Below are 14,698 nucleotides of genomic sequence, written 5' to 3' on the forward strand. Positions count from 1 at the left end.
ATACGACGCCCTCGGCCGCCGCACCGGACGCACCACACCCACCGGCGCCGTCAGTTCCTGGACCTACGACGCCGCAGGTCGGCGCACCTCCCTCACCACGTCGGGCCGCACCATCTCCTTCGAGCACGACGCGGCCGGCCAGGAGATCGCCCGCCACATCGGCGACACCGTCTCCTTCACGAACGAGTACGACCCACTCGGCCGCCTCACCAGCCAGCACGTCACTGCCGCAGATCGCAGCATCCAGCGCCGCGACTACAGTTACCGGGCCGACGGCAACCTGATCGCCCTCACCGACCAGCTGACGGGCACCCGCACCTTCGACCTCGACCCGGCCGGACGCGTCACCGCCGTCCACGCGGCAGGCTGGACCGAGCGCTACGCGTACGACGAGGCCGGCAACCAGACCGAGGCGTCATGGCCCGCGAGCCACCCCGGTCAAGAGGCCGTCGGCACCCGCGAGTACACCGGCACCACCATCACCCGCGCGGGCAGCATCCGCTACGAACACGACGCGCTGGGCCGCATCACCCTCCGCCAGAAAACCCGCCTCTCCCGCAAGCCGGACACCTGGCGCTACGAGTGGGACGCCGAAGACCGCATGCGCTCCGTCACTACCCCCGACGGAACCGTCTGGCGATACAAATACGACGCATTGGGGCGACGCACGGCCAAGAAGCGTCTGACCAACGACGGCCTCACCGTCCTGGAGCGCGTCACTCTGACATGGGATGGCACCACGCTCAGTGAGCAGGCAGTTGCGAGCGGCCCCTCTTCCTCCGTGGTCGTGCTCACGTGGGATCACGACGGCTTGCGTCCCCTTGTGCAAGCGGAACGCATCCTCGCGTCATACGTTACTCAGGACCTCATCGATGAACGCTTCTTCTCCATAGTTACCGACCTGGTCGGTCGTCCAACTGAGCTCATTGATGAAGCCTGCGTACTGTCTTGGCAGACTCGGAGTACTCTTTGGGGCACCACCACATGGACCTCAAGCAGCACCACGTATACACCACTGCGCTTTCCGGGGCAATACTTTGACCCGGAGACCGGTTTCCACTACAACCACTTTCGACATTACGATCCAGAGACCGGTCGTTACCTTACAGTCGATCCGCTAGGCCTGCCACCATCCCCCACTCCTACAAATTACGTTCAGAATCCATTGACAGGCGCCGACCCTCTCGGCCTGGCGCCCTGCTCTGTGGCAAACGAAGGCATCGAGAACAGGGGAGAGGGGAATTTCTGGACGAATGATTTGAGCCACGTGACCGGGTCGACAGCCCGAGCGCGAAACAGGGCTATCGAAATCATGATGCGGGAAGATTTTCCAGATTTGAATTTCTCCTACGTGCCGGAATACAGCCCATGGGTTAATACTGGCATAGCCAAGATAGGCGAAGGGACGCAAATAGGATACAAGCCGTTCGAAAGTAGGCTCGAATTGAGGAGGACGCTAATTCACGAAGAGTTGCATCACCGATGGTGGGATCGAGGTATAACCGATCATCACCCTCGAGACCGGTCAGGCACATATCATCAATTCTATGGAACAGTGGACCGCTACTTGAGGATGCGTGGATGGACAAGTGGGGCTGAAGGTGACTGAGCAAGCATCTCGCGTTGCAGGGCGATGCAGTACTTGCACAAAAGAGTGCGATCAATGGGTGGTGCAACTCATTCGAGCGAACCGGCTTCGCTGGGAGAGCGAATACTCATGCGACAGTTGCGGGACAATCTTGCACGATGGAGATTGGGGAGCTGCACCCGAGAGCATCCGAACGGCGCTAATCGCAGAGCATGGCGAATATCTGCTGTCACTCAAGGACGACAACCCAAGCCCCGGTAGAGTGCTGAAAGCATTCCGGGATGCCTTTGACATCTCGCTATCCGAAGCAAAGAGCGCATCAGATTCTGTCCGCAGCACTGGCTTCCATGGAACGCGAGTCGAAGTTGAACTCGTGAAACGGCTCCTCGCTGTCGCTGCAATCAACTCAATCATTACAGCATCTCCGGGCGGATCGGCCACGCCGACTGGGCCAACGCAAGCAGGTCCGGAGATGAATTTTCATCTTGAATGAAGGCCGAAGGAACTAAGCGGACACTTGGCTCGGCAATCGAAGGATTGCAGCGCTCTCCCGTCGAGAAGGCTGCGGATAGCTCTCTGAGGCCTCGCTCGACGACGATCAACGAAGCCCGAAATGAGCAATGGCGCGGGCGGAAACAGTTGCCCAGACCGTCTTGCCGACGGGGCGTGGTGTGACGCCCCAGTCGTCCGCCAGCGCGTCCACCAGGAGCAGGCCGCGGCCCGACTCGGCGTCCGGGGTCGCCGGCTCGGGCACGAGCAACGGGAGGCGTTCGGTGCGGGTGTCGGAGACCTCGATACGCAGGGCGCCTGAGGTCGACAGCAGCAGGCGCAGCTCGAAGTCCCGGCCCGATACACGGCCGCGGGTCACCGCGTTCGCCGCCAGTTCCGCGACGATGTGCGCCGCCGTGTCGGACACGTGCGTGCCGTACACGTAGTCCCACGCGTCGAATTGCTGGACCGCCAGGCGGCGGGCGAGGCGGGTGGCGGTGAAGCGCTGGACGAACTCAGCCTTGCAGGTGGTCGTTTCCGTATTCACGTCACCGAGCGTGTCCGGCTCTGCCTACCCTGACCAGGGGTTGCCGGTTGACGGAGCGTAGTTGTCCGAGTACGCGTGCCGTGGTGTGCGGGTCGTCGGGCGTGACCGTGCGGGCGGTGAGGCGAGAGGCAGGTCGGGGCATGGCTGACGCAGAACACGACGAGCGGCCGGAGCGGCCGGCCGAGGTGGACGGGACCACGCATCTGTTCCGTGCGCTCGGCAAGCAGATCAAGGTGCTGCGCGAGGCCACCGGGCTGAGCCAGAAGGAGCTGGGTGCGGCGACGCACTGTGGTGAAGCCCTGATCTCCGCTATGGAGCGCGGCGTCCGGACGCCTCAACCGGACTTCCTCGAGCGCGCCGATGAGTTGCTGGACGTGCGGGGTGTGCTCAGGGCGGCGGTGCGGGATGTTCGGGAGGCACAGGCGAAGGCCCGGACTCGGCATCCGGAGTGGTACCGGAGCTACGCCAAGTTGGAGGCCGAAGCTGTCCAGCTCTGCGTCTACAACAACCAGTCCGTGCCCGGACTGCTCCAGACAGAGGCGTACGCCCGGGCGGTCTTCACGCAGTGGAGGCCGTTGCTGGATGAGACCACGATCGAGAAGCGGGTCGCCGATCGGCTGGCACGGCAACAGATCTTCGACCAGTGGCCGTCACCGGCCTTCGGCTTCATCATCGACGAGAGTGTGCTGCTCAGGCCGATCGGCGGCCAACAGGTACACCGCGAGCAGTTGCGCAGGCTGTTGGACATGGGTCGTCTACGGACGGTGCAACTGCAGGTGATGCCGCTCAACCGCGAGGAACAGCCGAGCCTTGACGGGCCGTTCACGTTGGTGACTCCGAAGGGGGAACAACAGGTTGCCTACCTGGAGACGCACACGTATCCGAGGCTGATCACCGCACGGGAGGAGGTCCAAGTGCTTTCCGTGCGCTATGGGATCATCCAATCGCAGGCGCTTCGGCCTGGCGAGTCCCTGGCCCTGATCGAGAAGATGCTGGGAGAGCGATGAACACCGGGCAGCAGTTCCGCTGGTTCAAGTCCAGCCACAGCAGTGGTGGGGGCGGAGAGTGCGTGGAGGTCGCTGACGGCTGTGGCACTGTCCACGTTCGCGACTCCAAGTACTTGGCCGGCCCTCGGCTCGCAGTTCCCGCTTCCGCCTGGGCCGACTTCATCACGTTCACGCGCGGCGCGTCCGTCCGCTAACACCTTCGGATGGTCCGCCCGTCCGCGCGAGTACACGCGCCCACACGAGGGCGATTTGTCCTGGTACAGCCGGATCGGGGGTTCCCCGGTCCCGGTTCCCCTGGTCCTCGAAGCGCCCGTTTCAAAAGGCTTTAAGAACCAGGGAAAGAACCAACCCCACCCCACCTCACCCTCCGCTCACTCGGACGGGTGATCCACCCCAACTCAACTGGCGCATATGCCGCTACGCCGTGCAAGCTCAGCCACAGCAACCGCAGAAATGCGGCGGCCCCCGGCCGGGACTGGCATCCCGATCGAGGGCCTCACCAACGAGGAAGAGATAGGCCTTCCCCATGGCTGTAGCGCAGCTTAACGCGCCCGTGTGCGCGTCGCCGCCCGTTCCCGCGGTCGGTATCCGGCACATCAACCTGCCGCACAACGACCGCTTCGTCGTGATCGGCAATCACCTCGCCCAGCACAGCGGCCTGTCGCTGACGGCGATCGGGCTGTCGGTCCACATCCAGTCGCTCCGCGCGGGCACCAGGATCTCGATCAAGAAGCTCGCCGAGCGGTTCCCCGAGGGCGAGGACCGCATCACGGACGCGCTCAACGAGCTTGAACAGCACGGGTATCTGCGGCGTACGCGGGTGCGGCTGCCCTCCGGGCAGCTGATCACGACGACGGAGTCGTTCAACAACCCGCCCGCGCTGCGCGACCGTGTGCGACGGGAGGCCACGGTCCGGCCCGTGCCGGAGGCACCGCCACCACCCCCGCCGACGGCAGAGCCCGCGCCGCCGCCCCCACCACGGCCCGAGCCCAAGCCCGTGGCCGTACCCGCGCCCGTGGCACCGATGCCCGCGCCCGCGCGCGATCCCGTGGCACCGAAGCCCGCGCTCACCGCACCGAAGCCCGCACCCACGGCACCGGCCGCCCCCGCCCCCGCGAGCCCTGTCCCCGCCGCGCTTCTCGCGGGCCTGCGCAGTCACGATCCCCGGCTGCTGCTCTCCCAGCAGGACGTCGCCCGGCTCGCGCCGGCCGTCGACGCCTGGCTGAAGCGCGGCATCGAGCCCGACGCCGTGCGGCGGACGCTGACCGCCGCGCTCCCCGCCGGGCAGCTGCACCACCCGGCGGCGCTGATGCGGCACCGGCTGACGGAGCTGCTGCCGCCACCGCTCCCGGCCGTACCGCCACCCCCTCCACGCCCGGACCCGTTCCAGACCTGCGACGCGTGCGATCTCGCGTTCCGGGCGCCGGAGCCGGGGCTGTGCAAGCACTGCGCGACGGCTTCCGTTCTCGTGGCGTCATGACTGTCGGCCACTTGCGGCAGCGCCGTACCATGGAGGTGGACGTACATGATGTGGGCGAATCATCCACATGACCAACGCGGAGGTCCGGATGAGCATGACGAACGTCAATCTCGACGACGACGTGCTGGCAGAGGCCATGCGGCTGATGGGGACGACGACGAAGAAGGACACCATCAACGGCGCCCTGCTGGACTACGTCCAGCGCCTCAAGAGGCTGGAAGCCATGCAAGATCTCGCCGAACGCGCGGAACGTGGCGAGTTCGACGAGGCCATCAAGGCGTACGAAGCCAGGAAGCGTGCCTGGAGGGGCGAGTGAACCACCGGTTCCTCATCGACACGTCGGCCGTGTGGGAACTCCTGCGCGTGCGGGAGGCGCGGGCAGCATGGGCACCGTTCGTCGAGTCCGGCCTCGTGCTGATCTGCGAGCCCACCACGGCTGAGTTCCTCCGCTCGGCGACCAGCCCGGCCCACCGGGATCACCTCGAGGCACGGCTCCACAGTATGTTCTCGCCCGTCCGGGTCCCCGGGGGCTCATGGTCCTGGGTCGACACGGCACAGTACAAGCTAACGCAGAAGGGCCAGCATCGTGGTGCGGGCCCGTTGGACCTGCTGGTGTGCGCCACGGCGGTCCACCACGGTCTGGTCGTGCTGCACCGCGACAATGACTTCCCCGCTGTCGCTCGCGTCGTCGACGAGGTCGAGGTGAGGGACGTCCGGGATCCGTACTCCGCCTGACTCCTGGCGCCTCCTACAGGTACTGCGCGTACTCGTCCAGCACCCGCAGCACCTCCGGCTCGTCGCCCGGCGGGAGTTGCAGCACGACCTCCTCCACGCCCAGCTCCGTGTAGTGCGCCAGTTTGCCCGTCGACGGGCGGACCGCGTACGGGACGATCTGCAGGGTCTTCGGGTCGCGGCCCGCCGACTCCCACGCGGCGCGCAGCTGCGGCACGGTCTCCGTGAGGCCCCGGCCGCCGATCGGGAGCCAGCCGTCCGCGTACTCCGTGATGTGGGAGAACAGCTTCGGGCCCGCCGCGCCGCCGACCAGGGTGCGAGGTGATCCACCGGCCGGCTTGGGGAAGGCAGAGGACGGGCGGACCGATCCGAACTCGCCCTTGTACGCGGTGGGTTCCGGCGCCCACAGGGCTCGCATCAGCCGCATCCGGTCCAGCACGAGCTCCCGGCGCGTCGACCACTCGACCCCGTGGTCCGCCGCCTCCTCCTTGTTCCAGCCGAAGCCGACGCCCAGCGTGAAACGACGGCCGGAGACATGGTCCAGCGTGGCGATCTGCTTCGCCAGGTCGATCGGATCGTGCTGGGCGACCAGGGTGATGCCCGTGCCGAGAGTCAGCCTCGTCGTCACGGCCGCCGCCTGCGCGAGGGCCACGAACGGGTCGAGGGTGCGGCCGTACTCGCCCGGCAGTTCGCCGCCCGCCGGGTAGCCGGTGGTGCGCTCCACCGGGATGTGGGTGTGCTCCGGGACGTACAGGCCGGCGAAGCCCCGCTGCTCCAGCTCCCGGGCCAGCCGCACGGGGCTGATCGTCTCGTCGGTCAGGAAGATGGTGGTCGAGATCCGCATACGGCCAACGTATGCCGTGGGGGTGTCGTTCGTCGCCGGTCATGACGGCGTCGTTCGTCAAATCCCTTCCCTTGGCCGCACGTTAACGGCTCAATACCAGGGTTCGACTGCAAGCTGCATCACTCCTGTCCCTCTCGACACCCTGGGGAGCCGACGGCATGTGCAACGAGGAAGAACACGCGGGACACACCAGCCACGCAGGAGACGCTATGGCTCGGCGCGGGCTCATCGTGACGGGGGCGGCCGCCGCCCTTACCTTGGGCAGCGTGAGCTTCGCGAGCGCCGCGCCCCGCGGGAGCGGCACGCCCCGCGACGGCGGCACGCAGACCGAGGTCGTGCGCGGCACACTGCCGCCCGGCTCGCCCGACTACGTCTATCTGCCGGTCGACGTGCCACGCGGCGTGCGGGAGATCCGCGTCTCGTACACGTACGAGAAGCCTGCGGTCCCCGCCGGTACGGCCGGCAACGCCCTCGACATCGGCCTGTTCGACGAGCGCGGCACCGAGCTGGGCGGCGAAGGCTTCCGGGGGTGGTCGGGCGGGGCGCGGTCCGAGTTCTTCGTCCGGGCGGACGACGCCACTCCCGGGTACATCCCGGGCCCGATCCGCCCCGGTACCTGGTACATCGCCCTTGGGCCGTACACCGTCGCGCCGCAGGGCCTCCCCTACGAGGTCACCGTCACGCTCGAGTACGGGCCCGCGCCCGAGCGCCGGAAGCCGGTCCATCCCGCCGAACGCGCCAAGGGGCGCGGCCGCGCCTGGTACCGGGGCGACTGCCACATCCACTCCTGGCACTCGGACGGCAGGCGCACCCCCGCCGAGATCGCCGCGCTCGCGCGGGCCGCCGGGCTCGACTTCATCAACTCGTCCGAGCACAACACCCACTCCGCGCACGCCCACTGGGCCGACCAGGCGGGCGACGACCTGCTGATCCTGGTCGGGGAGGAGGTCACCACCCGCAACGGGCACGTGGTGGCGGTGGGCACCGACCCGGGGACGTTCGTCGACTGGCGCTACCGGGCGCGCGACAACCGCTTCGGGCACTACGCCCGAGCGATCAGGCGCGCCGGCGGCCTTGTCGTACCGGCGCATCCGCACGCCACCTGCATCGGCTGCAACTGGAAGTTCGGATTCGGGGACGCCGATGCGGTGGAGATCTGGAACGGGCCGTACACGCCCGACGACGAGGTCTCGCTCGCCGACTGGGACAGCGCGCTCGCCGTCGCAGCCCGCGGCGGGAAGCGCTGGACACCCGCCATGGGCAGCAGCGACGCGCACCGTGATCCCGACCCGATCGGCACGCCGCAGACCGTCGTGCTCGCCGATGACCTGACGCGCGAGGCGATCCTCGAAGGGATCAGGGCCGGGCGCAGCTACATCGCCGAGTCCAAGGACGTCTCGGTGACGTTCTCCGCGACCGGCGGGCGAGGGCGGCACGCGGGCATCGGTGAGCGGCTGCGCGTGGCGGACGACGATCCGGTGACGGTACGGCTCGAGGTCACTGGCGCGCCGGGCTGCTCGGTCCGCTTCGCCACCGACCAGGGCGTGCTGCACACGGCGGCGTTGCCGGCGGACGGCGCGGGCACGGTCCAGTGGCGTACGACCGCGCAGTACGCCGGCTATGTACGGGCCGAGGTGCGGCACCCGGCCGTGCTGCCGCCGCTGCCGGGGGCGCCGGCCGCGCTCACCAACCCGATTTTCCTCGGGGGCAGTTGACCGGCGACGGCCGCAACCAGCGGTCGGGGCCAGGAGAGAGCAAAAGAAGATGTGGGGCGCCCCCGGGGCCCCTAGGGTTCCGGGGCATGGGATCACTTGTTCGCCACATCACCATCGACTGCGCCGACGCCTACCGGCTGGCCACCTTCTGGGCCGAGGTGCTCGACGCCCGGGTCTCCGACGAGGACGCGCCCGGCGACCCCGAAGCGCTCGTCGAGTCGAAGGGCGGGGCGCTGCTGTTCGTCACCGTCCCCGAGCCGAAGGCGGTGAAGAACCGCGTCCACCTGGACATCGTGCCGACGGACCGCACGCGGGACGAGGAGGTGGACCGGCTGCTGGCCCTCGGCGCGAGCCTGGTGGGCGACCACCGTCTCGCGGACGGCCGGGGGTGGGTGACGCTGGCGGACCTGGAGGGCAATGAGTTCTGCGTCGAGCGCGGCGCTGCCGAGCGGTCGGCCTGACCACGTCGAAACGGCCGCCGGCGCGGCGCTGCCGAGCGGCCGGCCCGACGACGCCGAAACGGCCGCCGGCCCCGGACACCGCTCTCCCTACCGGCCGTCCTTGCCGATCGGGAAGAGCGGGGTCCACGGCAGTGCCGTGCGCCACGCGTCCCCGCCGCGCATCCAGTCCCCGATGATCCTGGCGACCGGCTCGGGACCGATGACGTCCCCCTGGCAGGGCACGTGCGCCTCGAAGTGCAGCTGGTCACCGCCCTCGCGGTACTCGACCTGGTAGCTGAAGTCGTCGTTGAGCCAGACCTGCATGAAGTGCTGGTCCACCGGTTCTCTGTCGGTCCGCTCGACGATCACGAACGGGTGCGACAGATTCATGTCGGCGAGCATGTCGTGGACGGCCACCTCCGACGGGTCGTCGATCGACTTCCCGCCGGCTTCCTTGGCCCGGATCAACGGCTTCGTCATGCAGGCGACTTTACGATCCGGCACCGACAGCCGGCTGCTCAGTCCGTCATGACCAGCGACGGCGTCTCCTTCGTCAGCACCTCGCCCCGGAAGAACGCCGGGCTGCGGCGCTGCATGACGAGCATCAGGACAACTCCGAGCAGGAGCAGGCCGACGCCGATGACGAACACCGAGCCCATCCCGAGGACGGAGGAGCCCGAGCCGTAGGCCGGGTTCCACATGTCGTGGAGGGTCTTGGCGAAGACCGCCGCGAGCAGGGCGCCGCCGAGGAGCGGGAAGACGCCCTTGAAGACGAGGTCGCGGGTGGAGCGGAAGAGCTCCTTGCGGAAGTACCAGGCGCAGGCGAAGGCCGTGAGCGCGTAGTAGAAGCAGATCATCAGGCCGAGCGCGTAGATCGTGTCGACGAGGACATGCTCGCTGACCAGCGTCATGACCGTGTAGAACGCGCCGGTGGCGAGGCCCGCGATCACGGTGGCGCGGCCGGGGGTCTTGAAGCGCGGGTGGACGCGGGCGTACGACGCGGGCAGCGCCTCGTACGAGGACATCGCGAGGACCGTGCGGGCGACCGGGATGAACGTGGTCTGGAGGCTGGCCGCGGCCGAGGCGAGGACCGCCACGAAGAGCAGGATGCCGAGGACGGGGCCCATGACCGGGCCGGCGAGCGCGGCGAACACGTTGTCGGAGGTCTCGGGGTTGGCGAGGCCGAGGCCCACGTCGCCGGAGCCGACGGCCATCTGCGCGGCGATGCCGGTGGCCAGGTAGGAGCCGACGAGGACGACCATGGCGATCAGCGCGGCCCGCCCGGGCGTCTTCGTGCTGCCGACGGTCTCCTCGTTGGCGGTCAGGCAGGCGTCCCAGCCCCAGTACATGAAGATCGACAGGGACAGTCCGGCGGTGAATGCCGCGAAGGACTGGACCGCGAACGGGTTCATCCACGACCAGGAGAAGGACATGGAGGTCGCGAAGGAGTCCGCCTTGCCGAGTGCCATGGCGACGAAGACGGCGAGCACGAGCAGTTGGAGGCCGACGAGCGCGTACTGGACGTCCTTGGTGGCCGTCATGCCGCGATAGCTGATCGCGGTGGCGATCGCGATGAGGACGAGGCAGGTCAGGATGTGGACGGGTTTGGAGTCGTCCAGCGCGGCGACGGATTCGCTGCCGGTGATCTCGCCCGCGAGGAGCCAGAAGTACGAGGTGGCCACGCCCGCGAGGTTCGAGAGCACGATGATCGTGGCGATGACCAGGCCCCAGCCGCACATCCAGCCGATGCGGGGGCCGAAGGCCTTCACGGTCCAGGTGAAGGAGGTGCCGCAGTCGGGCATCACGCGGTTGAGCTCGCGGTAGGCGAAGGCGACCAGCAGCATCGGCAGGAAGCCGGCCAGGAAGACGGCCGGCATCTGCAGTCCGACCTCGCCGGCGGTGGAGCCGAGGGTGGAGGTCAGGCAGTAGACGGGGGCGACGGTGGAGATGCCGATGACGGCGCTGCCCATCAGCCCGACGGAGTTGCCGCCCAGGCCCTTGGCGCGGACGCCGCCCCCGCGGGGGGCGCTCCGTACCGTGTCTCCGGCCTGTGGCCGCGCATCCAGCTCGTTCATGAACAGGACGTTAAGTGCTGCGGTTTCCACATCCGGATGATCGAAGTCCGCATCATTCGGGATCTTCCGCGTTCGATTCCAAGGACTGAACGGCAATGCGACCGATGATTGGAAGACGTATCGCCGTTACCAGTGGTGCATCGAGAGGCGACGCCGCGACTCTTCCGAGATGCGGGAACCGCAGCCACGCCCGATTTGCCGGATTTCAAAATTTCCCGCGTCTTTTTGCGGGCCCACATTCCCCAGGGTCGCAGCCGGCCGTCAGCCCGGCCACACCACCGCCTGGAGCTCGCTGTACGCATGCAGCGCGTACGAGCCGACGTCCCGGCCCACCCCGCTCCATTTGAACCCTCCGAACGGCGCCTCCATGTTCCGGCCGACGGTGTTCACCCCGACCCCGCCCGCCCGCAGCTCTCCCGCCACCCGAAATGCCCGCGCCACGTCCCTGGACCAGACGTAGTCGATCAGGCCGTAGTCGCTGTCGTCGGCGAGGGCGACGCCCTCCTCCTCGTCGTCGAACGGGACCACGACCACGACAGGGCCGAAGATCTCCTCCCGCACCACCCGCATGTCGTTGGTGCAGTCGGCGAAGAGGGTCGGCGCGACATAGAAGCCCCTGTCGCACGCGGGGCGCTCACCGCCCACCACCAGACGCGCGCCCTCCTTCCTGCCCAGCTCGACGTACGACTCCACCCGGTCGCGGTGTGCCGCGGAGATGACCGGTCCGACAACCGTCGCCGGGTCGGACGGGTCGCCGACCTTCAGATGTGCCGCGTACCGCGCGAGCCCCTCGACGAGGCGGTCGTACACCCCGCGCTGCGCGATCACCCGCGTCGGCGCCGTACAGATCTGACCGCTGTAGAAGGAGAACGTCGTGCCGATCCCGCGGATCGCCGCCTCGATGTCCGCGTCGTCGAAGACGAGCGCCGCGCCCTTGCCGCCGAGCTCCATCAGCTGACGCTTCATCCCGCGGCCGCACACCTCGGCGATGCGCCGGCCGACCGCCGTGGAACCGGTGAAGCTGACCATGTCGACGTCCGGGGAGTCGACGGCCGCCTCGCCGACGGCCGGCGCGGAACCCGTGACCACGTTGACCGTGCCGGGCGGTGCGCCGGCCTCCTCCAGCGCCGCCGCCATCCGGTAGACCGACAGCGGGTCCTGCGGCGCGGGCTTCACGACGACCGTGTTCCCCATCGCCAGCGCGGGCGCGACCTTGCCGGCCGGGTTCGCCCACGGATTGTTGTACGAGGTGATGCAGGTGACCACGCCGACCGGGCGGCGGACGGCGATCGCGCCGAAGACACCCGACCTGCCCATCGGGCCCGCGGCGTTGATCTGCGGCGGCACGGCCTGTTCGACCGGCTCCAGCGCGCCCTTGGCGTAACGGCGGAAGCGGGCCGCACCGACCGCGACCTGCATCCCGCGAGCGGTCGCCGTCGTCGCGCCGCTCTCGGCGCGGGCGAGCTCCGTGTGCGCGTCGCTGTCCCGCTGGATGAGGGAGGCCGCCCGGTCCAGGATCGCGGCCCGCTCCTCCGGCTTCGTACGGGACCACGCGGGGAAGGCCGCACGGGCGGCGGCAGTGGCGTCACGGACCTGGGCGCGGCTCGCCTCGGGGGCGAGCTGGACGACCTCCTCCGTGGCCGGGTCGATCACCTCGTAGTGGCCGTCGTCCGGCTCGACCCACTCCCCCGCGACGAACAGCCGCTGCGCCCTCATCGGGTCGACACCGTCCTGGTGTCCCGTCCCGACCGGAGCACGATGCCCGGTACGGCGCCGGTCACCTCGTCGTTCCGGATCGTCTCCACGCCGTTGACGCGCACCGACACGACGCCGATGGCCTTCGCGTCCAGTCGCGGGCTGTCGCCCGGCAGGTCGTGCACGAGAGTCGCCGGGCCGGCGTCGATCCGCTCCGGGTCGAAAAGGACCAGGTCGGCGTGGTGGCCCACGGCGATCCGGCCGCGTCCCCGCAAGCCGAAGAGCTGCGCCGGATCGTCGGTCAGCATCTTCACGGCCTGCTCCAGGCCCATGAGTTTCCGGCCCCGGAGACAGTCGCCGAGGAAACGGGTCGTGTAGGGAGCGCCGCACATCCGGTCCAGGTGCGCGCCGGCGTCCGAGCCGCCGAGCAGCACGTCCTCGTGCTGCCAGGTCTCCGCACGCAGGGCCCAGGAGTCCGGATCGTTGTCGGTGGGCATGGGCCACAGGACCGTGCGCAGGTCGTCGTTGGCACAGATCTCCACCAGGCACTGGAAAGGGTCCTGGCCGCGTTCGGCGGCGATGTCGCGGACGACCCGGCCGGTCAGACCCTCGTTCTCGGGCGTGTACGTGTCACCGATGACATAGCGGCCGAAGTGCGCGAGCCGGCGGAACACACCGGCCTCCTTGGAATCGGCACGGCGCAGCATCTCGGCGCGCGTCGCCGGATCGCGGAGCTTCGCGATGCGTTCGGCGACGGGCAGCGACAGGATCTCGCCCCAGCCGGGGATGAGGTTCAACGCGCAGAACGTGCCCAGCGACATGTTCATCGGCGTCAGGATCGGCATGGTGAGCGCCACGATCCGCCCACCGGCCTTGCGGGCGCGCTCGGACGGGACCAGCTGGCGCGGTACGCGTTCGGGCACGGAGGCGTCGATCGTCAGCACGTTCCAGTTGAGCGGCCTTCCCGCGGCGGCGCTCATCTCGACGAGGAGGTCGATCTCCTCGTCCCCGAACTGGTCGAGGCAGCCCGCGACGATCGCCTCGAGCTGGGTGCCCTCGTGCTCGCCCACCGCCTTGGAGAGTGCGAGGAGCTCGTCGGGACGGGCATGGCGGGAGGCGACGGGCATGCCGTCGCCGTCGGAGTGGGTGGAGGACTGGGTGGTGGACAGCCCCCAGGCGCCGGCGTCCATCGCGTCGTGCACCAAAGCGATCATCGCGTCGAGTTGGGCGGCCGTCGGCGTGCCGCCGACCGCGTCCGGCCCCATCACATGGCGGCGCAGGGCGCAGTGGCCGACCATGAAACCCGCGTTGACGGCGATGCGGCCGTCGAGGGCGTCGAGGTACTCGCCGAAGGTGTGCCAGCTCCAGGGCGCGCCCTGCTCCAGCGCGACGAGGGACATGCCCTCGACGCGGGACATCATCCGGCGCGTGTAGTCGGCGTCCTCGGGACGGGCCGGGTTGAGCGGGGCGAGGGTGAAGCCGCAGTTGCCGCCGGCGACGGTGGTCACGCCGTGGTTCAGGGACGGGGTGGCGTACGGGTCCCAGAACAGCTGGGCGTCGTAGTGGGTGTGCGGATCGACGAAGCCGGGGGCGAGGACGAGACCGGTGGCGTCCTCGGTGGTGCGGGCGGGCTCTGTCACCTGGCCGGGTGGGGCGATGACGGCGACGCGGCCGGTGCGGCCATGGTCGCCTTCGCCGCCGATGCCGACGTCGGCGCGGTAGGCGGGGGCGCCGGTGCCGTCGACGACGGTCGCGTTGCGGATGAGGTGGGCGAGCATGGTGTCCCCTTCTGCGGGTGGGGTTCTGGGGCGCTGGTGCGGCGGCGTGGTGGCGTGGCCCGGCCGGAGGGCACCGCGGTCGGCCGCGACGGCGGTGCGCTCCCTCCGGCCGGGCCGGTACGGGCGACGGTCCGGGAAGACGGCGCCCGTGCTGGGGGGGTGGGGGCGGGAGCGGGGCGCTGCGGGTCGGGCGTGGCCGCTGCGCGGGGCGTTTCCCCACCCCGCCACGGTCAGGGGAAGGGCGCCGATGGAGGCGGGCTGGTCCACGATCACCAGGACGGTGCCGAACTTGGCCTTGAGCAGCGGAC

General features: G+C 69.0%; 13 protein-coding genes and 1 pseudogene. 8 read left to right on the forward strand and 6 right to left on the reverse strand.

Annotation, left to right across the window (positions count from 1 at the left end):
• On the forward strand, nt 1-1,609 hold a 1,609-nt coding region (locus tag ABZ070_RS28045; RefSeq protein WP_356638120.1), incomplete at its 5' end, for an RHS repeat-associated core domain-containing protein.
• A 577-nt stretch (nt 1,610-2,186) separates the two neighbouring features.
• On the opposite strand, the gene ABZ070_RS28050 is transcribed toward ABZ070_RS28045, so the two are convergent.
• Nucleotides 2,187-2,624, reverse strand: coding sequence for an ATP-binding protein (locus ABZ070_RS28050; protein WP_356638121.1), 438 nt, complete (start codon nt 2,622-2,624; stop codon nt 2,187-2,189).
• A 140-nt stretch (nt 2,625-2,764) separates the two neighbouring features.
• On the opposite strand from ABZ070_RS28050, the gene ABZ070_RS28055 reads away from it, so the two are divergent.
• The 5 genes from ABZ070_RS28055 to ABZ070_RS28075 all read left to right on the forward strand — a co-directional run bounded on the left by ABZ070_RS28055 (nt 2,765) and on the right by ABZ070_RS28075 (nt 5,846).
• The gene (locus ABZ070_RS28055) at nt 2,765-3,631 is read left to right on the forward strand and encodes a helix-turn-helix transcriptional regulator (RefSeq protein ID WP_356638130.1); all 867 of its coding nucleotides are present in this window, start codon (nt 2,765-2,767) and stop codon (nt 3,629-3,631) included.
• A complete protein-coding gene (locus tag ABZ070_RS28060) occupies nt 3,628-3,825 on the forward strand; it encodes a DUF397 domain-containing protein (protein WP_356638122.1) in 198 nt (65 codons plus the stop codon). Before ABZ070_RS28055 ends, ABZ070_RS28060 begins: the two co-directional genes overlap by 4 nt.
• 332 nt (nt 3,826-4,157) lie before the next feature.
• On the forward strand, nt 4,158-5,111 hold the full coding sequence (locus tag ABZ070_RS28065; protein WP_356638123.1) for a helix-turn-helix domain-containing protein: 954 nt from the start codon (nt 4,158-4,160) through the stop codon (nt 5,109-5,111).
• A gap of 88 nt (nt 5,112-5,199) precedes the next feature.
• The gene (locus ABZ070_RS28070; protein WP_356638131.1) at nt 5,200-5,427 is read left to right on the forward strand and encodes a type II toxin-antitoxin system VapB family antitoxin; all 228 of its coding nucleotides are present in this window, start codon (nt 5,200-5,202) and stop codon (nt 5,425-5,427) included.
• Nucleotides 5,424-5,846: a PIN domain-containing protein gene (locus tag ABZ070_RS28075; protein WP_356638124.1), complete on the forward strand. Its 423-nt coding sequence runs from the start codon at nt 5,424-5,426 to the stop codon at nt 5,844-5,846. Before ABZ070_RS28070 ends, ABZ070_RS28075 begins: the two co-directional genes overlap by 4 nt.
• Nucleotides 5,847-5,859: 13 nt before the next feature.
• Here ABZ070_RS28075 and ABZ070_RS28080 read toward each other — a convergent pair whose 3' ends face one another.
• On the reverse strand, nt 5,860-6,687 hold the full coding sequence (locus ABZ070_RS28080) for an LLM class F420-dependent oxidoreductase (RefSeq protein WP_356638125.1): 828 nt from the start codon (nt 6,685-6,687) through the stop codon (nt 5,860-5,862).
• Nucleotides 6,688-6,845: 158 nt separating this feature from the next.
• On the opposite strand from ABZ070_RS28080, the gene ABZ070_RS28085 reads away from it, so the two are divergent.
• On the forward strand, nt 6,846-8,402 hold the full coding sequence (locus ABZ070_RS28085) for a CehA/McbA family metallohydrolase (protein WP_356638126.1): 1,557 nt from the start codon (nt 6,846-6,848) through the stop codon (nt 8,400-8,402).
• An 86-nt stretch (nt 8,403-8,488) separates the two neighbouring features.
• A pseudogene (locus ABZ070_RS28090) lies at nt 8,489-8,860 on the forward strand (VOC family protein); the annotation flags it as partial.
• 90 nt (nt 8,861-8,950) lie between these two features.
• On the opposite strand, the gene ABZ070_RS28095 reads toward ABZ070_RS28090, so the two are convergent.
• The 4 genes from ABZ070_RS28095 to ABZ070_RS28110 all read right to left on the reverse strand — a co-directional run bounded on the left by ABZ070_RS28095 (nt 8,951) and on the right by ABZ070_RS28110 (nt 14,390).
• Complete coding sequence (locus ABZ070_RS28095; RefSeq protein ID WP_356638127.1) at nt 8,951-9,322, reverse strand: hypothetical protein; 372 nt, start codon at nt 9,320-9,322, stop codon at nt 8,951-8,953.
• A 38-nt stretch (nt 9,323-9,360) separates the two neighbouring features.
• Nucleotides 9,361-10,917 (reverse strand): APC family permease, encoded by a 1,557-nt coding sequence (locus tag ABZ070_RS28100; RefSeq protein ID WP_356638128.1) that lies wholly within the window; start codon nt 10,915-10,917, stop codon nt 9,361-9,363.
• Nucleotides 10,918-11,178: 261 nt separating this feature from the next.
• A complete protein-coding gene (locus ABZ070_RS28105) occupies nt 11,179-12,633 on the reverse strand; it encodes an aldehyde dehydrogenase family protein (RefSeq protein WP_356638129.1) in 1,455 nt (484 codons plus the stop codon).
• Nucleotides 12,630-14,390, reverse strand: coding sequence for a D-aminoacylase (locus tag ABZ070_RS28110; protein ID WP_356638132.1), 1,761 nt, complete (start codon nt 14,388-14,390; stop codon nt 12,630-12,632). Before ABZ070_RS28110 ends, ABZ070_RS28105 begins: the two co-directional genes overlap by 4 nt.
• Nucleotides 14,391-14,698: the final 308 nt, after the last annotated feature.

The sequence above is a fragment of the Streptomyces sp. NPDC006283 genome, from assembly GCF_040613325.1.
GTDB lineage: Bacteria > Actinomycetota > Actinomycetes > Streptomycetales > Streptomycetaceae > Streptomyces.